At 70.4% G+C, this 21,129-nt stretch carries 15 protein-coding genes and 1 pseudogene; 7 read left to right on the top strand and 9 right to left on the bottom strand.

What is annotated here, in order from left to right; genetic code table 11:
- Positions 1 to 13: 13 nt before the first annotated feature.
- The 4 genes from chvE to M8J73_RS09550 all read right to left on the bottom strand — a co-directional run bounded on the left by chvE (position 14) and on the right by M8J73_RS09550 (position 4,548).
- Positions 14 to 1,123, bottom strand: coding sequence for a multiple monosaccharide ABC transporter substrate-binding protein (gene chvE, locus M8J73_RS09565; RefSeq protein ID WP_372503921.1), 1,110 nt, complete (start codon positions 1,121 to 1,123; stop codon positions 14 to 16).
- Positions 1,124 to 1,274: 151 nt separating this feature from the next.
- Complete coding sequence (locus M8J73_RS09560) at positions 1,275 to 2,243, bottom strand: hypothetical protein (protein WP_055536536.1); 969 nt, start codon at positions 2,241 to 2,243, stop codon at positions 1,275 to 1,277.
- A 122-nt stretch (positions 2,244 to 2,365) separates the two neighbouring features.
- A complete protein-coding gene (locus tag M8J73_RS09555) occupies positions 2,366 to 3,388 on the bottom strand; it encodes a zinc-dependent alcohol dehydrogenase (RefSeq protein WP_055536535.1) in 1,023 nt (340 codons plus the stop codon).
- Complete coding sequence (locus tag M8J73_RS09550; protein WP_055536534.1) at positions 3,385 to 4,548, bottom strand: mandelate racemase/muconate lactonizing enzyme family protein; 1,164 nt, start codon at positions 4,546 to 4,548, stop codon at positions 3,385 to 3,387. The genes M8J73_RS09555 and M8J73_RS09550 overlap by 4 nt, the downstream gene beginning before the upstream one ends.
- Positions 4,549 to 4,797: 249 nt before the next feature.
- Here M8J73_RS09550 and M8J73_RS09545 point away from each other — a divergent pair, with 249 nt between their 5' ends.
- From M8J73_RS09545 to yjfF, 6 genes are all read left to right on the top strand, one after another.
- Positions 4,798 to 5,634 carry an SCO2400 family protein gene (locus M8J73_RS09545; RefSeq protein ID WP_420834085.1) on the top strand — a complete coding sequence of 279 codons (837 nt, stop codon included), beginning with the start codon at positions 4,798 to 4,800 and terminating at the stop codon, positions 5,632 to 5,634.
- 1,362 nt (positions 5,635 to 6,996) lie between these two features.
- Complete coding sequence (locus M8J73_RS09540) at positions 6,997 to 8,046, top strand: LacI family DNA-binding transcriptional regulator (protein WP_055539374.1); 1,050 nt, start codon at positions 6,997 to 6,999, stop codon at positions 8,044 to 8,046.
- A gap of 157 nt (positions 8,047 to 8,203) precedes the next feature.
- Positions 8,204 to 9,211, top strand: a complete 1,008-nt coding sequence (locus M8J73_RS09535; RefSeq protein ID WP_055539373.1) for an ABC transporter substrate-binding protein — start codon at positions 8,204 to 8,206, stop codon at positions 9,209 to 9,211.
- A gap of 92 nt (positions 9,212 to 9,303) precedes the next feature.
- Complete coding sequence (locus M8J73_RS09530; RefSeq protein ID WP_055539372.1) at positions 9,304 to 10,836, top strand: sugar ABC transporter ATP-binding protein; 1,533 nt, start codon at positions 9,304 to 9,306, stop codon at positions 10,834 to 10,836.
- Positions 10,833 to 11,957 carry an ABC transporter permease gene (locus M8J73_RS09525; RefSeq protein WP_055539371.1) on the top strand — a complete coding sequence of 375 codons (1,125 nt, stop codon included), beginning with the start codon at positions 10,833 to 10,835 and terminating at the stop codon, positions 11,955 to 11,957. Before M8J73_RS09530 ends, M8J73_RS09525 begins: the two co-directional genes overlap by 4 nt.
- A complete protein-coding gene (gene yjfF / locus M8J73_RS09520) occupies positions 11,957 to 12,985 on the top strand; it encodes a galactofuranose ABC transporter, permease protein YjfF (protein ID WP_055539370.1) in 1,029 nt (342 codons plus the stop codon). The genes M8J73_RS09525 and yjfF overlap by 1 nt, the downstream gene beginning before the upstream one ends.
- A gap of 92 nt (positions 12,986 to 13,077) precedes the next feature.
- On the opposite strand, the pseudogene M8J73_RS09515 reads toward yjfF, so the two are convergent.
- Positions 13,078 to 13,515 (bottom strand): annotated as a pseudogene (locus tag M8J73_RS09515) (hypothetical protein); the annotation flags it as partial.
- A 203-nt stretch (positions 13,516 to 13,718) separates the two neighbouring features.
- A complete protein-coding gene (locus M8J73_RS09510) occupies positions 13,719 to 14,156 on the bottom strand; it encodes a MarR family winged helix-turn-helix transcriptional regulator (protein WP_055539778.1) in 438 nt (145 codons plus the stop codon).
- A gap of 137 nt (positions 14,157 to 14,293) precedes the next feature.
- Between M8J73_RS09510 and M8J73_RS09505 the strand changes: the two genes are divergently transcribed.
- Positions 14,294 to 15,316 (top strand): NADP-dependent oxidoreductase, encoded by a 1,023-nt coding sequence (locus tag M8J73_RS09505; RefSeq protein ID WP_055539779.1) that lies wholly within the window; start codon positions 14,294 to 14,296, stop codon positions 15,314 to 15,316.
- A gap of 25 nt (positions 15,317 to 15,341) precedes the next feature.
- Here M8J73_RS09505 and M8J73_RS09500 read toward each other — a convergent pair whose 3' ends face one another.
- The 3 genes from M8J73_RS09500 to M8J73_RS09490 form a co-directional block, all read right to left on the bottom strand.
- Positions 15,342 to 16,769 carry an FG-GAP-like repeat-containing protein gene (locus tag M8J73_RS09500; RefSeq protein ID WP_055539780.1) on the bottom strand — a complete coding sequence of 476 codons (1,428 nt, stop codon included), beginning with the start codon at positions 16,767 to 16,769 and terminating at the stop codon, positions 15,342 to 15,344.
- Between the two features lie 328 nt (positions 16,770 to 17,097).
- Positions 17,098 to 18,270: a serine hydrolase domain-containing protein gene (locus M8J73_RS09495; protein WP_055539781.1), complete on the bottom strand. Its 1,173-nt coding sequence runs from the start codon at positions 18,268 to 18,270 to the stop codon at positions 17,098 to 17,100.
- 51 nt (positions 18,271 to 18,321) lie between these two features.
- A complete protein-coding gene (locus M8J73_RS09490) occupies positions 18,322 to 20,874 on the bottom strand; it encodes a M14 family zinc carboxypeptidase (protein WP_249828464.1) in 2,553 nt (850 codons plus the stop codon).
- Positions 20,875 to 21,129 lie beyond the last annotated feature (255 nt).

Genomic DNA, 21,129 nt, shown 5'->3' with positions numbered 1-21,129 from the left:
TCGGGGATCCGGCTTACTTGAGGTCTCCCGCCTTGATGTAGCCGGAGTCGACGACGACCTTCTGGTAGTTCTCCTTGTCGACGGCGACCGGCTCCAGCAGGTAGGCCGGCACGACCTTCGCCTGGTTGTCGTAGGTCTCGGTGTCGTTGGTCTCCGGCTTCTTGCCGTTCAGCAGCGCGTCGACCATGCTCGAGGCCACCTTGGCGAGCTCGCGGGTGTCCTTGTAGACCGTCATCGACTGGTCGCCCGCGATGATCGACTTCACCGAGGCGACCTCGGCGTCCTGCCCGGTGACGACCGGCAGCGGCTTGTCCTTGGAGCCGTAGCCGTCGGACTTCAGCGCGGAGATGATGCCGATGGAGATGCCGTCGTACGGCGAGAGCACGGCGTCGACCTTGCCGCTCTTGTACGACTTGGTGAGGATGTCGTCCATGCGGCGCTGGGCGGTGGCGCCGTCCCAGCGCAGCGTGGTGACCTTGGTCAGCTCGGTCTGACCGGACTTGACGACGAGCTGCTTCTTGTCGATGTAGGGCTTGAGGACGTTCATGGCGCCCTGGAAGAAGTAGCGGGTGTTGTTGTCGTCGTTGGAGCCGGCGAACAGCTCGATGTTGAACGGGCCCTTCTTGCCGCTCTTGAGGCCGAGCTTGTTGACGATGTAGTCGCCCTGGAGCTCGCCGACCTTCTCGTTGTCGAAGGAGGCGTAGTAGTCGACGTTCTCCGTGCCGAGGATCAGACGGTCGTAGGAGATGACCGGGATCTTGGCGTCCTTGGCCTGCTGGAGCACGTTGTTCATCGACTTGTTGTCGATCGCCGCGACGATCAGGGCCTTCACGCCCTGCGTGATCATGTTCTCGATCTGGGAGACCTGCTTGGCGGGGTCGTCCTCGCCGTAGACCAGCTGGGTCTTGTAGCCCTTGGACTCCAGGTCCTTGACGACGTTGTTGCCGTCGGCGATCCACCGCTCGGAGGACTTGGTCGGCATCGAGATGCCGATGGTCGCGCCCTTGGTGCTGCCGCCCTCGTCCTTGCTGCCGCCCTCGCTGTTCTGACCACAGGCGGACAGGGTCAGGGCGAGGGAGGCGGCGGAGGCTATGGCGGTGAGAGCGGCTCGACGAGTGCGCATGATCATCATCCTTGATGTCTTGTTGCCTGGAACGTTCTGGCGGTGAGGACGGCGCTTCGCGAGCGAGGGAGGAGCCGAGAGGACGCCAGAAGAAGATGTGGGGGATTCTGTGTGACCGCGTCTTCTTCTGTGAAGACGGTTGGCCAGTTCGTTATGCGGGATTACTAAATCGCTTCAGGTCCCCCGGCAGACGCGTGCCGAGCGGCGCCATGTCGCCGTCCGCCCCGTGCCGCGCCAGAAGGTCCAGGGCGAGCCGACCGCGCCGCACCCGCTCCTTGGCGGTGGACAGCGTCAGGTCGCGCATGTGGTGCCCGTAGGGGTAGATCCCGGGCGCCTTCGACAGGCCGAACTTCAGGTAGATCGGCGCGCCGCGTCTGATCAGCTCGGCGACCTCGTACATCCGCACATAGCCGCCGAGGTCGTCGGGTGCCTCGATGTACATGTCCATCGGAGCGCCCGACACCCGCCGGATCTCGGTGAGGTGATCGAGCGTCAGATCGCTCGGCACGTTGATCGAGTCGCCGCCGAGGTTCTCGTACACGGCGTACGCGGTCGGGTTCACGGGGCCGATGAGCGCCGAGACCTTGAAGGTGGTGTCGGCCGGCAGGATGCCCGCCTCACGGGCGCGGTGCAGTGTCCAGAGCACGCCCTCGTCGGCGACGAGCAGGCACTTCACGCCCAGCTCGGTCGCGCGCACGGCGTCCTCCACGCAGCCGGCGACCGCGTCGTGGCCGCGGGCGCGCAGCCCGGCGCCCCGGGAGTCGGTGCGGGTGGAGCCGCCGATGTCCCATGTGCCGCGGGGGCCGGTGAACAGGCAGAGCTCGATGTCGCGCTCGGCCGTCGCCTCCACCATCTCGGTGATCTCGGCGTCGGTGAGCATCCAGACACCGCTGCCCTGGCTGATCCGGTGGATCGGCACGTCGAGCCGCGAGGCCTCCTTGAGGACCACGGCGAGCGCCTCCGGCCCCTCCACGGAGGGAACCTCGGTGCGCCAGCGGCCGCCGCCCGGAAAGGTGTGCGGAGAGGCGTCGGCGGGGTCGAGAGCGGGCGCGTCCAGGCCGAGCGCGGCGAGCGCCTGCTCGCCGGGCCGACGGGGCGCCGGAGCGTTGGTGTCGGTCACAAGCTGTCCTTCAGGTTCGATATTTCGGACGAGGTTCGCGGCTCATCGCACAGAGATCTTGGGGTGTACGCCGGTACGGAGTAGTCAGGTACATCCGTACCGGCGTACGGCTCAGGGTTGTGTCACGGCCGCAGGAGGACCTTTCCGACCTTCGGGTCGCCGGAACCCACCAACTCGATGGCCTCCGGGAATTCGTGCAGCGGCAGCTCGTGCGTGACGAGCGGCAGCGGGTCGAGGAGCCCGGCCCCGAAAACCCGGACCGTGTGCGCCCAGGCGTCCGGCGGCGCCCCGAACACGGTGTGCACCTCCAGTTGCCGTACGACGAGGTCCGTCGGGTCGAGCCCGTCCGCGCCCGACGCCGGGATGCCCGTCAGGACCAGCCGTCCGCCGCGCCGCAGCAGCGCGGCGGCGGTGACGGCCGCGTCCGCGGAGCCGGCGGTCTCGATGACGACGTCGAAGTCGCCGGGCAGCTCCTCATCCTTCGTACGGAAGTCCGAGGCGCCGAACCTTCTGGACAGTTCCGCACGGTCCGGACGGGTGCCCACGACGAGCAGCTCGGCCGGGGACGCCGCCTTCAAGAACTGAACGGCGAACATACCGAGGGTGCCGGTGCCCACGACGGCCACCCGCTCCCCGGGGACCGCGTTGGCCTTGAGTGCGGCCGCCGCGATGCACGCGGCCGGCTCCAACAGCGCCGCCGCCGTCAGATCGCAGCCGTCCGGAAGAACATGCAGCAAGCGGGCAGGAAGTGTCAGCGTGGTGGCCATGGCGCCCGGCTGGGTGAAGCCGGTCTCCTCGTACCCCGCCGAACACAGCGTGGTCTCGCCGGCGTGGCAGCGGTCGCACACCTGGCAGTTCCGGAAGCCCTCGCCCACGACCTTGCGGCCTACAAGACTTGAAGGAACGCCGTCGCCGACGGAGACCACCGTCCCGGACCACTCATGGCCGGGGACGAGGGGGTAACGGACATATCCCTCGGGCCTGTTGCCCTGGTAGACCTCGCGGTCGCTGCCGCAGATCCCGGAGGCGTGGACACGGACCAGTGCCTCGCCCGCCGCGGGCTGCCGGGGCTCGTGCGGGACGAGCCGGTGCTCGCCCGGAGCCTCGATGACGACGGCGGTGGCCGCGTCGGGCGAGGTCGTCACTGGGTCCCCTTGGGCTTGCGCTGCTCCCAGCCCTCGGCCCACAGGTCGAACCGGGCCTGCTGCTGCGGGAACTCCGCCGCCGCGTCCACGTCCAGTTCGACGCCGAGGCCCGGCTCGTTGGAGAGGTGGAAGCAGCCGGTCTCGGGGTCGACCTGCGGGGCGCCCTTGATGACCTTCTTGATGTCCGCGTCCGCGAAGTCGTTGAAGTGCTCGAGGATCTTGAAGTTCGGCGCGGTGAAGCCGACCTGGAGCGAGGCGGCGGTCAGCACCGGGCCGCCCACGTTGTGCGGCGCGACCAGCATGTAGTGGGTCTCGGCGGTCGCGGCGAGCTTGCGGGTCTCCCAGATGCCGCCGATGTGGCCGACGTCCGGCTGGATGATGTCGACGGCCTGGCTCTCGAAGAGCTCGCGGAACTCGATCCGGTCGTGGATGCGCTCACCCGTGGCGATCGGCATGTCCACCTTGGCGGCGACCTTCTCCAGCGCCTTCAGGTTCTCCGGCGGCACCGGCTCCTCCAGCCACGCGGGCTTGAAGGGGGCCAGTTCCTTGGCCAGCCGGACCGCGGTGGACGGGGAGAACCGGCCGTGCATCTCCAGCATCAGCTCGGCGTCGGGCCCGATGGCGTCCCGCACGGCCTCGATCAGCGAGACGGCGTACAGGCTCTGCTCGTGGTCGAGTTCGAAGTGGCCGGTACCGAAGGGGTCGATCTTGAGCGCCCGGTAGCCGCGCTCCATGACGCCCCGCGCCGCCTTGTGGTACGCCTCCGGCGTGCGCTCGGTGGTGTACCAACCGTTCGCGTATGCCTTGACCTTGTCGGTGACCTTGCCGCCGAGCAGCTGCCACACCGGGACGCCGAGGGCCTTGCCCTTGATGTCCCAGCAGGCCATCTCGATGACGGCGATGCCGGACATCACGATCTCGCCGGCCCGCCCGTAGTCGCCGTACTTCATCCGCTTGACGAGATCCTCGACAGCGAACGGGTCGGACCCGAGAATGTGGTTGGCCTCCGCCTCGCGCAAGTAGCCCAGCAAGGCGTCGGTGTGGCCCAGCATGCGGGTCTCGCCGACTCCGGTGAGTCCCTCGTCGGTGTGCACCTGGACGTAGGTCAGGTTCCGCCACGGCGTTCCGACCACGTGTGTGCTGATTCCCGTGATGCGCACGGTGCTCCCTGTCCTTCATCGTGTCTGTTCGAAATTTCGAAGCTCGTTCGAAATGCTGGCGCGACAGTAAGGACGACCCGCTCCGAGTGTCAATGGGTCGAACGCACAACGGTCTCGTCACGAAGGTCCCGAAGAGGGGCGATGATCAGGGCTTGAGCCGTCCTGACCCGCCAGTACACAAGGTTCCTACACAACTTTCACGAGGGCGCCTGGGAACGTCACCGGCGCGCCAAATAATCTTCCGGCGTCATGGACTACTGCCACCCGTGCCAACGGCACCTCAACGGCGCCCTGGCTTGTCCCGGGTGCGGCGCACCGGCCGAAGAGAGCCGGTCGTACATGGGCGCATCGCCCGAACCGGACGACTTCACCGCGGAGGAACGCGGCGAAGCGTATGGGCGCGACGAGGCGTACGAGCGTGATGAAACGCGTGAGCGCGACGAAGCGGATGAGTACGGCGAAGCGCCGCGCGAAGGTGACGGTGAAGCGCGTGAGCGCGACGACGATGGCGAGGTGAACGTCGGCGGGCGCCGGGCCGCCCGCGCCGCCCGGTCCCGGTCCAAGGGCCGCGAACCCGGCGACCGTGCCGCCCGGCGGGACCGGCGGGCGGCCGCGCATCGCCGCCGGCGCAGGCGTCTGCTGCTGGTCGGGGCGGGGTTGGTGCTCGCCGCGGGCGGGCTGAGCCTCGCTGAACTCGGCATGGAGGCACCGCCGTCGCACCCGAACGCGGCGTCCGTGGACGACGCGGTCACCCCGTCGCCGGCCAACTCGGCGGAGGGTGCGCCGGACGGCGACTCCGGCGTGGGCGGGGTGGACGGCGCGGACGGCACGTCGCCGGACGACTCGCCTTCGCCGTCCGCCTCGGAGTCCGGGAAGTCCAAGGACGACGAGGACGCCGAGGACGAGGGCAAGCCGAAGGACCGTTCCGCGTCGAACGCCTCGGTCCGTCCCACGGCCGCGCCGCCCGCCGAGACCGAGGCCCCCCAGAACTCCGACACCTCGAACCCGGCCCCCACCACCCCGAAGCCCACACCCACCCCGTCCCCGTCGGAAACCTGCACGCGCATCCTGTGGTGGTGCTCGTAGGGCCGAGCGGGGACTTGCGCTGGGTGGCGCCTGGGGGAGGGCGCCCTGTCCTCCGGGTGGTGCGCGTGGGGGTGCGGGGTTCAGTCGGTCGGGCATGTCCGGGGGCGCGTGGATCCTGACCCGGCTGGGTGCTCGTGAGGTGCGGGTCGTGGTGAGTGGTGCCGTGGCCTGAGCGATCCTGCCGAGTGGTGCTGTGGCGTGCGGGATCTTGGCACTTGGTGCCGGGGCGCGCGAAGTTGTCGCCGGGTGGCGTCTTCCCGGGCGCGGAGTTCCTGCTGGATGGTGCCGACAGGGGGCGGTTGCCCGGCGGGTGTGCCCGTAGGGCGCGAGGGCTCTCCCAGGGGCCGGCGACGGTGGCCGTCGGGTCGGCATGAGCCCAGGTCAGGACGTCGATGCGGGGCCGGACGCCGAAGCCGGCGGTGCCGCGAGCCCGAGCTGACCGCAGCACGGCCGGGGGCGGTCCACCCTCGGCCCGGACCTCGCCGGCGGCGCCTGGCGGGCGCCGGACGCCGGACGCCGGCTCAGCCCGGCCGCGGCGGGCTCTCCCCGCAGTCCGAGCACCGCCCTTGGCGTGGCGCAGCCCGTCGCGCCTCCCCCCGGCCACCCGTCGGGACTCGCGCGTCGCCCCGCGGAGCCCCGAGCACCGCCCGCCGGCCCTGCGCGCCGCCCCGCCCCACCTCCGCGCACCCGCCGTGAAGCCTCCCCGCGCACCCGCCACGAGCCCTCGCGCGCTCCGCCGTGAAGCCCCCCGCGCACCCGCCACGAAGCCCCCTGCCCGGACCCCGAGGCCCTGCGGGCCCACCCCGAAGCCCCCCACGCACTCGCCCCCCAAAAACCCGTGAGCGCCCCCCAACGGCACCCGGTGCCAGCCCCGATTCCGGTGCCCGGGGCGGCCCTTGAGGGTCCCCGAGCCGGGTCTCGTGGGCTCGGCGATGGTGTCGCGAACACCCCCGTGGTGCTTGTCCACGGCGGTGGTCCGAGGGGGCCGCGGCGGTGGTGGGGAAGCGGGGGGTCGTGGTGTCAACACCGCAGGACCTGGGCCTTTTTCATGGGCGTAACGTGCGTCCGGGAGGGGGCCCGGCGTGACCCCGGCGGGAGGTCGCGTTATTCAACCGTGACGACTTCCCTGACGCAGCCCTCTTGACCCGCAGGAATTGTTAGCGCTCACAATGACCTCCGCATTCACCAGTCGGTTCCCGACGGCACCCGAGGAGGTACGAGCGTCGTGCCAGCAGTACTCCAACCCGTTTTCCCCGCCGGTGCCATGGGAACGTCCGGAACCCCCGCGTGAAGCCGACGACGCGGAGCGCTCCGCCCGCAGCAGAGGTCTTATCCGCCGACGACCGCCGAGGAGGTGCGGCCGTGACCCACTCACCGCTCCGGCCGCCCACCATGGCGGACGTCGCCCGCCTCGCGGGGGTGTCCCACCAGACCGTCTCCCGGGTCCTGGGGGACCACCCCAACGTCCGGGACGAGACCCGCGCCAGGGTGCAGCGCGCGATCGAGGAGATGGGCTACCGTCGCAACTCCTCCGCGCGGGCCCTGGCCACCCGGCGCACCCGGACCCTGGGTGTGGTGGCCTCCAACACCACGCTCTACGGACCGGCCAGCACCCTGTTCGCGCTGGAGGAGGCGGCCCGGGCCGAGGGGTATCTGGTCTCGACGGTCAGTGTGCGCAAGCTGACCGTGGAGACCCTCTCCGAGGCCCTGGACCACCTCAGCGACGGCGGGGTGGAGGGTGTGATCGCCATCGCCCCGCAGCGGTCGGCGGTCGAGGCCCTCGCCGAACTCCGCCGCCCCTTCCCGGTGGTGGCCGTGGGCACGGGCTCCGCCTCCACGGTTCCGAGCGCCAACGTCGACCAGTACCTCGGCGCCCGGCTCGCCACCGGCCACCTGCTGGCCGCCGGTCACCGCACGGTCTGGCACCTCGCCGGACCCGAGGACTGGCAGGAGGCCGCGGACCGGGTCGCCGGCTGGCGGGACACCCTCGAAGAGGCAGGCGTGGAACCGCCGATGCCCCTGAGGGGTGACTGGAGCCCGCTCTCGGGTTACCGTGCGGGCCAGGAACTCGCCGGCTGGGTGGGCCGCGGTCTGACCGCCGTCTTCGTCGCCAACGACCAGATGGCGCTGGGGGTCTTGCGGGCCCTGCGTGAAGCAGGGGTACGCACTCCCCAGGACGTCGCGGTGGTCGGCTACGACGACATCCCCGAGTCGGAGTTCTTCGCACCGCCGCTCACCACGGTCCGACAGGACTTCTCCGCGGTGGGCCAACGGAGCATCGCCCTGCTCCTGGACCTGATCGAGGGCAGGACCCCCTCGGGTCCGACCCGCATCGCCATCGAACCCCAACTCGTCGTCCGGGCCAGCACCTACCCGTACGCGTCCCCGCCGGGGACCGCACCACCCGGCTGACCCGGCACCCCCAGATCGACCACAAGACCCTCAACCGTCACAAGCCACCAGCGTGGCCGACATTTCGAACGATGATCGACAGGCTGGACACAGTACGGCCGGTCCATCGAGTACCAGCAGGTCCGTCCCCGGATCGGCTCTTCAAAGGAGAAGACACATGCTCAACAGACGGAACTTCCTCACCGCGGCGGTCGGCGTGGCGGCAGCGGCGGGCCTGTCCGCCTGCGCCAAGGAGGACGAGGGCGGCTCCGGCGGCTCCTCCGGTGGCGGCAGCAAGAAGATCACCCTCGGCTTCTCCCAGGTCGGCTCCGAGAGCGGCTGGCGCAGCGCCAACACCGACTCCGTCAAGTCGGCGGCCAAGGAGGCGGGCTTCAACCTGAAGTTCTCCGACGCGCAGCAGAAGCAGGAGAACCAGATCTCCGCCATCCGCAGCTTCATCGCGCAGAAGGTGGACGTCATCGCCTTCTCGCCGGTGAAGGTCACCGGCTGGGACGCGGTGCTCCAGGAGGCCAAGGCCGCGAAGATCCCTGTGGTCCTCACCGACCGCTCCGTGGAGACCAAGGACGAGTCCCTCTTCGTGACCCTGGTCGGCTCCGACTTCACCGATGAGGGCCGGCGCGCGGCCAAGATCCTGGAGAAGGTCCTGGAGAAGGCCGGCCACAAGGGCAAGGTGAAGATCGCCCAGCTGGAGGGCACGACCGGTTCCGCCCCCGCGATCGAGCGCGCCAAGGGCTTCAAGGAGGTCATGGAAGCGGAGCACAAGGACGACTGGAAGATCGTCGTCACGCAGACCGGTGACTTCACCCGCGCCGGCGGCAAGCAGGTCATGGCCGCCTTCCTGCAGTCCAACCCGGACATCGACGTGCTCTACGCGCACAACGACGACATGGCCATCGGCGCCATCCAGGCCATCGAGGCGGCCGGCAAGAAGCCCGGCAAGGACATCCTCATCGTCTCGGTCGACGGCGTGAAGGACGGCTTCATCGCGATGTCCGAAGGCAAGATCAACGCCATCGTCGAGTGCAACCCGCTGCTCGGCCCCCAGCTGATGGAGGTCGTGCAGACGGTCAAGGACGGCGGCTCGGTCGAGCGCTGGATCAAGACCAAGGAGAGCGACTTCATGCAGGACCAGGCCAAGGACGCCCTCCCCACCCGCAAGTACTGACCCGCACCTTCCGGCAGGGAGCCTCCGGCCGACCGACCCCTCGGTCCCGGGGCTCCCTGCGGGCCTGAACGAAATCCAAGAGGAGCGCTGCCATGGCAGAGCCACGGCCCGTCCTGGAGATGACGGGCATAGTCAAGGAGTTTCCGGGGGTACGGGCTCTGTCGGGCGTCGACTTCCGGCTCTTCCCCGGCGAGATCCACGCCCTCATGGGCGAGAACGGCGCCGGCAAGTCCACCCTGATCAAGGTGCTGACCGGGGTCTACTCCCTGGACGGCGGCACGATCACCCTCGACGGGAAGTCCGTTCGGTTCGCCAGCCCCCTCCAGGCGCAGCAGGCCGGGATCAACACGGTCTACCAGGAGGTCAACCTCTGCGCCAACCTGTCGGTGGCGGAGAACATCTTCATCGGCCGTGAGCCCACCCGCTTCGGCCGCATCCAGTGGAAGCGGATGCGCAAGGAGGCCGCGGAGCTCGTCGACCGGCTCGGCCTCGACATCGACGTCTCCGCGCCGTTGTCCGCGTACCCGCTGGCCGTGCAGCAACTGGTCGCGATCGTACGGTCGGTGAGCACCGGCGACGGCGAGGGCCAGGGCACCAAGGTGCTCGTCCTCGACGAGCCGACGTCCAGCCTCGACCGCGACGAGGTCCTCGAACTCTTCCGCCTGATGCGGCGGTTGAAGGACGACGGCGTGGCGATCCTCTTCGTCTCCCACTTCCTCGACCAGATCTACGAGATCTGCGACCGCATGACCGTCCTGCGCAACGGCACCCTCGTCGGCGAGCACATGGTGAGCGACCTCGACCAGGTCGGACTCATCCAGCTCATGATCGGCAAGGAGCTGGACAAGCTGGAGGAGCTCCACGAGCACCAGCTGCGCGCGGACGTCGGCGAGACCCTGCTGCACGCCGAGGGACTCGGCCGCACCGGTGGTATCGCCCCCTTCGACCTGGAGATCAAGAAGGGCGAGGTCGTGGGCCTCGCCGGACTGCTCGGCTCCGGACGCACCGAACTCGCCCGGCTGCTCTTCGGCGCCGACCAGCCCGACAGCGGCAAGGTCACCGTGGGCGGCAAGCCGGTCCCGATGAACGCCCCCAACGACGCCATCGGCGCCGGGGTCGCCTTCTGCTCGGAGAACCGCAAGGCCGAGGGCCTCGTACCGGACCTGACGGTGCGGGAGAACATCATCCTCGCCCTCCAGGCGGCCCGCGGCTGGACCCGGCCCATCCCGGCAGCGCAGCGCGACGAACTCGTGGCCAAGTACATCAAGGCCCTCGACATCCGCCCCGCCAACCCCGAGGCCCGCGTCGGCCAGCTCAGCGGCGGCAACCAGCAGAAGGTGCTGCTGGCCCGCTGGCTGATCACCCAGCCCAGGCTGCTGATCCTCGACGAGCCCACGCGCGGCATCGACATCGGCGCCAAGGCGGAGATCCAGAAGCTCGTGGTGTCCCTCTCCGAGGACGGCATGTCCGTGCTCTACATCGCGGCCGAGCTGGAGGAGGTCCTCCGCCTCAGCCACACCATCGGCGTGCTGCGCGACCGCAAGCTGGTGGCGCGACTGACCAACGGGCCGGAGATCACCCCCAGCAAGATCCTGGAGACCATCGCGAGCGGAGAACACCAGTGAGCACCCCATCCGCAGCCACGACGTCCCGCTGGCGGGCGCTGACACACCACCACCTGTTCTGGCCGGTCGCGGTCCTGGTAGCCCTGCTGCTCGTCAACGTGCCCTTCACCCCCGACTTCTTCTCGATCAAGATGACGGACGGCCACCTCTACGGCAGCCTCGTCTCGATCGTGCTGTTCGGCTCGCCGCTGATCCTGGTGGCGGTCGGCATGACCCTGGTCATCGCCACCGGCGGCATCGACCTCTCCGTGGGCGCGGTCGTCGCCATCACCGGCGCCCTGACCTGCTCGTACATCAGTGACCAGGCCGACCAGAACGCGCTGTCCGGGGTGTTCCTGGCCATGGGCATCGGCCTCGTCGCGGCGGTGGTCTGCGGCCTGTGGAACGGCTTCCTGGTCGCCCGCATGGGCATCCAGCCGATCATCGCCACACTGATCATCATGGTCGCCGGGCGCGGTGTGGCCCAGCTGATCACCGACGGCCAGATCATCACCATCAACAGCGAGCCGTACAAGCTGATCGGTGGCGGCTACTGGCTGACGCTGCCGTTCTCCATCTTCGTCGTGGCGGTGGTCGTCGCCGTCACGGTCGCGTTGACCCGCCGCACCGCCCTCGGTCTGCTCGTCGAGTCCGTCGGCGGCAACGCCGAGGCCAGCCGCCTGGTCGGCATCCGCTCCCGCCGCATCAAGATCATGGTGTACGTCTTCTGCGCCCTGTGCGCGGGCATCGCCGGCCTGATGATCAGCTCCAACACCTCGGCCGCGGACGGCAACAACGCGGGCCTGTGGATCGAGCTGGACGCCATCCTCGCCGTCGTCATCGGCGGTACGTCGCTGCTGGGCGGCCGGTTCTCCATCGGCGGCACGGTGATCGGCGCCCTGGTCATCCAGACCCTCACGACCACGATCTACACGATCGGCGTCCCGACCCAGACGAACCTGGTCTTCAAGGCCGTCGTCGTCATCATCGTGTGCCTGCTCCAGTCCCCGAAGTTCCGCGCGAAGGTCTTCGGCGCCAAGTTCGGGCCCAAGTCCGGTGCGGCGAGCGGCGGCAGCGCCGCCACCGAGCCGGCGAAGACCGTCACGACCGCCGAGGCCGCCCCCAAGATGGAGGTGTCGTGATGAGCGCGACCACCCAGACCCCGACGGCCCCGGACAGCCGTACGACGCCGCCGTCCAAGCTCGCCACGCTGCTGGGCGACCGCCGACTGCCGGTCCTGGTGACCGCCACGCTCTTCCTCGCGATGTACATCGCGGGCCTGAGCCGTTACCAGAACTACGGCTTCGGCGAACCGCAGGTCTTCCTCAACCTGTTCATCGACAACGGCTATCTGCTGGTGGCCGCCGTCGGCGCGACCTTCGTCATCCTGTCCGGCGGCATCGACCTCTCCGTCGGCTCCGTCATCGGCTTCACGACGATGTTCACGGCCTGGATGGTGGAGCGCCAGGGGGTGCCGCTGCTGCTCGCCGTCCTCCTCGCCCTGGGTGTCGGAGCGTTCGGCGGCTTCCTGATGGGCTATGTGATCCAGAACTTCGAGATCCAGCCGTTCATCGTGACGCTCGCCGGGCTCTTCCTCTTCCGCGGACTGTGCCTGGTCATCACCGAGGAGTCGATCTCGATCAGTGACTCCTCGGTGAGCAGCCTGGCCCAGACGCGGGTGTCGCTGGGCCTCGGGGAGCTGTCGATCGGTGCGATCGCGGCCCTCGTGGTCATCGCCGTCGCGTTCTACGTGCTGCACTACACGCGCTTCGGACGCCGTGTGTACGCCATCGGCGGCAACGAGCAGTCGGCCATGCTGATGGGTCTTCCGCAGGGCCGCACCAAGATCGCCGTGTACACGGTGAGCGGCTTCTGCTCGGCCCTGGCCGGCCTGCTGTTCATGCTGTACATCCAGTCCGGCGACCCGCTGCACGCCGTCGGCATGGAGCTCGACGCGATCGCCGCGACCGTCATCGGCGGCACCCTGCTGACCGGCGGCTCGGGCTATGTGATCGGCACGCTGTTCGGCGTCCTCGTCCTCGGCCTCATCAAGAGCATCATCCAGTTCGAGGGCACCCTCAGCTCCTGGTGGACGAAGATCGCCACGGGCGTCCTCCTGTGCGCGTTCATCTTGATCCAGCGCGCGATGACGACCCGCAAGCAGACCTGACCGACAGCGAGAGCCGTCCTCGACACCGGAGCGGCCCGGCCCACGAACCCCGTGCGCCGGGCCGCTCCCGTTGTCGTCCCTCCCGGGGTCACGGCCGAGCCCCGACCGCACTCCCGGGCGAAGACGACAAGGCGCAGGACCGCGAAGCGGCCCACTCCGGCGAGTGCCGAGGCGGACAGGTAGACGGCCTGCTCCAGCAGGGCGCCCGGTGTCTCCACGACGTGCCGCAGGACCAGCATCGCCGCACAGGTCACCGCGTACGCCGCAGCCGCCGACCCGGCCGACTGCGCGTGCTGGCGCCAGGTCGCCCGCCCGCCCGCACCGAACGCGAAGCGCGCGTGCAGCTCGGTGGAGACGAGTGTGGACACCACGGTGATCAGCGCGTTGGCCAGGCCCCACGGCAGCAGGGCGGCGAGCGCCGCCACGGCGAAGCTGGAGGCGACCCCCACTCCACCGCCGCAGACCACGAAGCGGACGAAGGCACCGAAGGCCCCGGGTGCCGTCCCCCGCCGACTCTGTGCCGTCTCCATGGCCCGCCCCCCCGATCGCCCGCACCCATCGTTTCTGATGATGGAAACGCTACGTTGCGTTCGCTAGTCGGGCAATGAGGTTGTTGCGTGCGGCAGTTATGAGTGCAGGTCAGTGCTGATAAATCGTTGCAACGAGGTTGAACTTAACGCAATGGTCGGCCCATGCTTCATTGCAATGGATGTGAGTGAAGGCTACGGGTGCGCTACGCCTCCAGCATGCGCTGGAGCAGGTCCCGCAGGGACTCCCGCTCCTTCGTCGACAGGCCCGCCAGTGGCTCCCGGGCGAAGTTCAGGGACTCGCGCAGGCCGCGGGCGACCTGGCGGCCCTCCGTCGTCGCGGCGGCCAGCTTCACCCGGCGGTCCTTGGGGTCGGGGCGGCGCTCGACCAGGCCCCGGGCCTCCAGTCGGTCCACTATGCCGGTCACGTTCGACGGCTCGCAGCGCAACTTCTGGGCCAGCTGACGCATGGGGAGCGGTTCGAGGGAAAGGAGGCCGAGGAGGCGGGCCTGCGCTCCGGTGAGGGCGTGCTCGGCCGCGGCGTCCTCGTACTCCGCGTGGTAGCGGGCCACGACGGTGCCGATGAGTTCGACGACCTCGATGGTCAGGGGGTCGGCGCGGGGGGTCGTCCTCTGTGTGGCCATGCTCTCCAGGCTACCTCTTTACTTGACAGCATGAAATATTCAGGAGCATGGTTGTTTCACGTACTGAAGTAACCGCACGGTATGTACGGACGGCCCCGACGATCCGTACGCCGCACGCACCCGCAGGAAGGCCCCCCATGTCCGACACCTCCGCCCTCCCCGCCACCAGCCGCGAATGGCACCTGCTCAGCCGCCCCGTCGGCTGGCCGAAGTCCGAGGACTTCGCCCTGGTCGAGGCGGAGATCCGGCAGCCCGCCGCCGGTGAGGTCCTGGTCAGGAACAAGTTCCTCTCCGTGGACCCGTACATGCGCGGCCGCATGAGCGCCGCCAAGTCGTACGTCGCCCCCTTCGAACTGGGCAAGGCCATGCAGGGCGGCGCCGTGGGCGAGGTCGTCGCCTCCGCGGCGGACGGCATCGCCGTCGGTGACCACGTGCTGCACTTCGGCGGCTGGCGCGAGTACGCCACCTTCGACGCCAAGCAGGCCGTCAAGGTCGACCCCGACGCCGCGCCCCTGTCCACGTACCTCGGTGTCCTCGGCATGACCGGCCTCACCGCCTACGCCGGTCTGCTGCGCACCGCCTCCTTCAAGGAGGGCGACTCCGTCTTCGTCTCCGGCGCCGCCGGTGCCGTCGGCAGCCAGGTCGGCCAGATCGCCAAGCTCAAGGGCGCCTCCCGCGTCATCGGCTCGGCCGGCTCCGACGACAAGGTCAAGCTCCTCGTCGAGGAGTACGGCTTCGACGCGGCCTTCAACTACAAGAACGGCTCCGTCGCCGAGCAGCTGCGCGAGGCGGCGCCCGACGGCGTCGACGTCTACTTCGACAACGTGGGTGGCGACCACCTGGAGGCCGCCATCGGACAGCTCAACCGCGACGGCCGGATCGCCGTCTGCGGCGCGATCTCCGTCTACAACAACACCGAGCCCGCCCCCGGCCCGAAGAACCTCGCCCGCCTCATCCAGACCCGCGGCCGCATCGAGGGCTTCCTCGTCGGCGACCACTACGACCTCCAGCCGCAGTTCGTCCAGGAGGTCGGCCCCTGGGTCGCCTCGGGCGCCCTCAAGTACCGCGAGACCGTCGTCGAGGGCATCGAGAACAACCTGGAGGCCTTCCTCGGCGTCCTGCGCGGCGACAACACGGGCAAGATGATCGTCAAGCTCTGAGCCCGGCGTTCGTCCGACGAGCGGGTCAGCCGCCGAGCGTGCGGCCGAACTTGGCGTCCTTCTCGGGGGCGCCGAGCTTCACGGGGCTGAGCGTGCCGGCGCCCGTCGTGGTCAGGCCGCTCGCGGAGCCGTAGAGGTTCCACAGGGCACCCGAGTCGGCGAAGGCACCGTCCTCGCCGGGGGCCGTCGTGGTCAGGTCCGCCTTGCCGTCCTTGTTCAGGTCGGAGAGGCTCACCCGGCGGCCGAAGTCGTCGCCCGACTCGGAGACGCCCGGCACGCCCGCGGTGGACTGGTTGTAGGCGATCGCGCCCTTGCCGGTCATGCCACCGGCGGTCTTCGACGCGCCCTTGAGCAGGATCACCGCGCCGGTACCGGTGGCGGCGCCGAGGCTCTCCCCGGGGACGCCGACCGCGACCTCGGCCTTGCCGTCGCCGTTCACGTCACCGGCGCTGAGGGACGCGCCGAAGGCGTCGTGCGCCTCGCTTGCCCCGGGAACCCCCGCGGTGGCCTGGGTGATGACCTTCTTGCGCGTGTTGCTCGGTCCGGTGGAGCCGCCGTACTGGATGATGATGCGGCCCGGGGCGTCGTCGATGACCTCGCTGACGGAGCCGATGTCGCGGGTGATCAGGTCGCCGTAGCCGTCGCCGTCGACATCGCCGACGGTGCCGCTGTACGCCGTGCCGAGGGCCTTGGAGGTGTGGCCGACGCCCGACCGCGACCCCTTCCAGAAGCGGGCCTCGTGCTGCATCTCCTCGAAGCCGTGCGTGGTGACGATGTCGTCGACACCGTCGCCCGTGAGGTCACCGGTGATGAAGGAGCGCAGACCCGAGGAGCCGTCATCCGTGGTGATGCTGTCCCGGGTGCGCGTCCTGCCGTCGCGGGTGAACGGGCCGTACTGGATCGTCATACCGGAGATGTCCGGGTCGTCGCTGTGGGCGGAGTTCACGACGAGGTCGCGCTTGCCGTCGCCGTTGAAGTCACCGAGGGCGAACTCGGAGTACCGGTACGGCAGAACGGTGTTCTGGCCGGTGAGGCCGTCCTTGGAGCCCCAGAGCACGGTCGGCTCGCCGCCGTCGCCGCCGCCCGCCACGAGCAGGTCGGTGTAGGAGTCGCCGTCGAGGTCACCGGGGAGCGTCTGGACACCGAAGGCGAAGGTGTCCTGGAGGTCGCCGGGGACGCCGGGAGTGGCCCGGCTGATCATCTGGTGGCGCGCCGTTCCGGGTCCGGAGGCGCTGCCGTACACGACCGAGACGTAACCGGCATTCTCCACACCGCCGACGGTGCCGAAGGGCGCCGCGACCGCGAGGTCGGCGTGTCCGTCGTGGTCGAAGTCGGTCATCGGCGTGCGGGGCGGCATTGGCGCGGCCGACGCCGTGCCGGAGGTGGCGAAGAGCGCGAGGGGGGTCGCGAGCGCGGTGACGGCGATCGCGGCGGTGAGAGTGCGGCGGGGCACTGTGCCTCCTGTGCGGAACGGGTGTGACGCAACGGGAGACGGGCCACGTCGAGTGAAGGTTGTACACCGCAGGAACTCCGTTGCGAGACGCGGACGTCTCCTCGACCACGGCGGCCGTTCACCTCGCGACCGCCGGCCGACGTGGAGCACGGCGAGTCCCGCCACCGGGAGTGGGCTCCCCCGTGACGCGCCCCGGTCGCGTTCGTTGCACACGACGGAGTCCGCACCCCTGGACGTGGGGTGCGGACTCCGTCGCGTTCCGGCGGCTCGGTTTGTGCCGTTCGTCCGAGGCCGTTCGTCCGCGGTCGTTCGCTTCGTGCCGCCCGGGTCAGACCTTCAGGGCCGCCGCGTGGGCCGCCCGCACCAGACCCGCGTTCTCCGGCGCCGCCCCGCCCGGGTAGGCCATGCGGCGGCGGGTGTAGCCGTAGGCGAGGCCGCTGCGGGGGTCGGCGAAGGCCTGGGAGCCGCCGGCGCCGCTGTGCCCGAAGGCGCCGGCGCCGAGGAACGGGTAGGCGTTCTCGGCGGTCGCCTGGAAGCCCAGCCCGAACGCCTTGTGGGCGCGGGCGACCAGGTCGTGGCCGACGGAGTGGATCTGGCCGAACTCGGCGACCGTGTCCGGCTTCAGCAGCGGCGGACGGCCGTTCAGCCCGTCAACGGCCGCCGCGTACATTCCGGCGAGACCGCGGGCCGACGCCGTGCCGCCCGCCGACGACTGGCCCTTCTCCCGCACGAGACGGGAGTTGGGGAAGGAGGTCAGGTCGTCGGCCCCGGGGATGTGCGTGTTGAAGGCGATCGCCGCCAGCGTGTGCGGGCCCTGCTCCACCGCGTCCAGTTCCGCCTGCTGGGCGGGCGTCGGCAGCATCGGCTGGACGGAGCGGAAGCGCGGCTCCTCCTCGGCCGGCAGCCCCAGATGGAAGTCCAGCTCGTACGGGGCGCGGATCCGCTCCTCGTACACCTCCTGGAGCGAACGCCCCGTGGCGCGGCGCACGACCTCCCCCGTCAGGGCGCCGATGACGAGCGCGTGGTAGCCGAAGGCCACGCCGGGACGCCAGAACGGGCGCTGCCCGGCGAGGCGTTCGGCGATGACCCGGTCGTCGGCCAGCTCCTCGGCCGTGAACCCGGTGTCCGGGCCGAGGAGGCCCGCCCGGTGCGCCAGCAGCAGCCGCAGCGTCACCGCCCCTTTGCCTTCGGCCGCGAACTCCGGCCAGTAGTGGGCGACTTCGCGGTCCAGGTCGAGGACACCGTCCTGGACGAGGAGCGCGACCACGAGATGGGCGGCCCCCTTGGTGGAGGAGAACACCCCGTGCAGCGCGTCCGCGGACGCCTCACCGTCGGGGCCGACCCACAGGTCCACGACCCGCCGCCCGCGCACATGGGCACACAACTGGCCCTCGTAGTCGGGGCGTTCTCCCGCCACGAACGCGGTGAAGCGCTCCCGCACTTCCTCGAATCCGGCGGCCACCGTGCCATGGACGGTGACCGTCCGGTTCGCCTCGGTCATACCTGTGCTCTCCTTGCTCGGCCGACGACGGTCGGCTGCTGCCGCACTACCTCAGGACACCGTCAGCAACGCCCGCCCCACCTGCGGGAATTCCCCCTTCGGGTGGGCGCGGAAGAGCGGCTCGGTGCCGAAGAGGACCGCGTGCGGGCCGCGGACCACGGACGCCTGCCCCGCCGCGGCTGCCGGGCCCCCGCTCCCGTCGTCCCGGGGCCGCCAGTGCCCGGACACGAGGAGGTCACCCGTGCCGTACGACTGCTCCACGGTGACGTCGGGGCCGAGGCCGGTGAACCAGACGGGCGCGTAGACGAAGCCGTGGTCGGGGGCGCCGCCCGTCACCGGTCCGCCCGCGTTCACCGTGCGCACCACGCCGTTGGCGTCCCCGTTGCCCTCGACCGCCGTCGCCTTCAGCAGCCCGGTGGCGTTGCTCAGCGCGGCTCCGGCCGCGCCCCCGCCGACGAGGCCGTGACCGGCGAGGAAGCCGGTCAGCGCCGTCCGCGCGGACGCGTTCAGGCCGTCGTACGACAGACCCGACGACACGAACAGCACATCGGCCCGCGACCAGTCGAAGCCCGCGTTGAGGACCGCGGTCGACACGGGGACCACGTCGAAGCCCATCTCCCGCAGCGCGAACAGCTCGCCCGCCGAGACCGCCGCCGCGACCCGGACGGGCCGCAGCAGCGTGCCGCCGCTCGCCCTCGTCGACGCGAACACCACGTCGTGCGAGCGGGCGAGAGCCGCCGCCTTCCGGCGGGCCGAGGCCGGCACGAGGGCGCTGCCGTCGGCCGCCTGCCGGACCCGGACGCCGTCCCTCAGCAGGGAGTTGAGTGCGGCGATCTCCTGCGGGGAGTCGAGACGCAGACGGAGCGTCCCGCGCGGCGCCACCCGGCCGACGGGAGCCGCGGACCGCACCGGGCGCACCGGCAGCGCCGACACCCGGCCGCTCTGCGCCGCCACGACGGTCGCGCCCCACAGCCGGCCGAGACTCCAGCCGGAGATGTCGTACATCACCGACACCTTGTCGCTGATGTCCCGCCCGTCCGCCAGCAGCGCGTTGGCCATCCCGCGCTTGGCCTGGCGCATGTCGACGACGTACGACCCCTTCGCGTACGCCCGTCCGCCGAGCCGGAAGCCGGCCGTGGCGCGGGTGACGCGTATGTCGTTGGCGATCAGATGGTCGACGAGGCGCGCGGCGGCCGTGGCGGAACGCTGGGTACGGCCCGCCGGAACGACGTACGCGCGCGGGAACTCGGCGATGTAGACGTCCTCCGGGCCGATGCCGGGCACACCGGGCACGGTCTCCTCGGACACCGGCACCTGGGCGGCGCCCGCGGCACCGCGCCGGAACACCTCGATCTGGTCGGCGAGGAGCGAGGACCGCTTCTCCCGTACGAAGCCGAGGGTGGCCTCCATGGCCGCGCCCGCCACGTCCACGTTGATCGCGGACCGGCGGCGCAGCTCGGCGACCGGCAGCGACTCGTACGCCGCGTTGTTGACCTGGAGCGGTATCTCCACGGTGTGCGCGGCGACCGTGCCGTGGAAGGCCGCGTACTGCGGGGTGAAGACCGGCGGCCAGTCGTCCCAGCCCTCCTCCGAGTCGCGGAAGGGGATCTGGGCGGGGTCCACGCCGTCCTTGTCGTGGGTGTAGCCGAGGCCGTTGACGGCGGCCTCCATGCGCAGGGCGTTGGCGTAGGAGTTCTTCAGGAAGAGGTCGTACTCGTAGTTCTCGCCGTGCGGGGGAGTGGTCGGCTCGATGAGGGTGCCGTTGACGTAGCCGTGCAGGTCGAGCATGACGGCGGGCTGCTTGCCGATCTGGATCCGCCGCATCGCCCGCACCTCGGGCTGCGAGGCGGTCACGAAGTCACGGTTCATGTCGAAGCCGCTCGCGTTGGTCCGGGTGCCGGTGATCCGGCCGTCCGGGTTCGCCGTGATGTTGAAGTACAGCCGGCTGTGGGCCAGCAGGTCCTTCGTCCGGGTGTCCTTCGCCTTCGCGAGCCGCTCGATGAGCCGCAGGGCCGCGTCGGTGCCCTCCCACTCGTTGCCGTGGATGTTGTTGTTGAAGAAGACGGGCGTCTTGTACGTCTTCTTCAGGGTCCGGTCCTTGGCCGCGAGGCGGGGCGCGTTCTCGATGCGTTCGCGCATCCGGGCCTGGGCGCGGGCCTGCCGTGCGGTCTCCGGGGCGGTCACGGTGACCAGGTAGAGGCGGTGGCCGCCGGCCGAGCGCCCGGCGATCTCGACGCTCACCCGGTCGCCGAGCCTCTGGAGCGCGTTCAGCTTCGGGGCGATGGCGTGGTACGGGGTGAGGCCCAGCTTGATGGACTTGTCGGCGGGGTTCTCCGGGTCCGGGGCGAGGACCTGCTCGCGGGGGTAGCCGCGGACGGCGCGCCCGGCGTCGTCCGCCAGGTCGGTCTCGGGAGCGGTGAGGGCCCGTCGTGCCGCGCTCGCGGGGGCGTCGGACGCGCCCTTGGGGAGCGGGCTGCCTTCACGGACCGTCGGCCGGGGGTCGGCGCCCGCGGGATACGGGGCGATGAGCAGCGCGCCGGCGGTGACGGCGACGACGGCGGCACTGAACAGCGTGGATCTCGGACCGGGTCGGGGCGGACGCACACTACCTCCTGGAGTGGGGGATCCTTGACGGCCGGTGAGCGGGTGCCGACCACAGGTGGTCTACATGTTCGACTCCCGCGCAACAAGAGGGCCCCTGCGTCACGCACGTCTCGAACAGGGTTGTGGCGTAGGCGTGTTGGGGGTGCGGGACGGGCAGGACGGCACGGTGAGCGGACGTCATGGGGAAGTGCCGGACGGCGGGGGACTCGGGGATGCGACGATGCGGGTGCCGTCGCACGACGTACGAACCCGTTC

The sequence above is a fragment of the Streptomyces neyagawaensis genome (genome assembly GCF_023516595.1).
Lineage (GTDB): Bacteria > Actinomycetota > Actinomycetes > Streptomycetales > Streptomycetaceae > Streptomyces > Streptomyces neyagawaensis.
Note: the sequence above shows the minus strand (reverse complement) of the source record. Positions and strands in the feature narration are given on the sequence as shown.

Excerpts from the sequence above, each read along its gene's own strand:
- chvE (WP_372503921.1), bottom strand. The coding sequence starts at position 1,123 with ATGCGCACTCGTCGAGCCGCTCTCACCGCCATAGCCTCCGCCGCCTCC.
- M8J73_RS09545 (WP_420834085.1), top strand. The coding sequence starts at position 4,798 with ATGGACTACTGCCACCCGTGCCAACGGCACCTCAACGGCGCCCTGGCT.
- M8J73_RS09535 (WP_055539373.1), top strand. The coding sequence starts at position 8,204 with ATGCTCAACAGACGGAACTTCCTCACCGCGGCGGTCGGCGTGGCGGCA.
- M8J73_RS09530 (WP_055539372.1), top strand. The coding sequence starts at position 9,304 with ATGGCAGAGCCACGGCCCGTCCTGGAGATGACGGGCATAGTCAAGGAG.
- yjfF (WP_055539370.1), top strand. The coding sequence starts at position 11,957 with ATGAGCGCGACCACCCAGACCCCGACGGCCCCGGACAGCCGTACGACG.
- M8J73_RS09510 (WP_055539778.1), bottom strand. The coding sequence starts at position 14,156 with ATGGCCACACAGAGGACGACCCCCCGCGCCGACCCCCTGACCATCGAG.
- M8J73_RS09505 (WP_055539779.1), top strand. The coding sequence starts at position 14,294 with ATGTCCGACACCTCCGCCCTCCCCGCCACCAGCCGCGAATGGCACCTG.
- M8J73_RS09495 (WP_055539781.1), bottom strand. The coding sequence starts at position 18,270 with ATGACCGAGGCGAACCGGACGGTCACCGTCCATGGCACGGTGGCCGCC.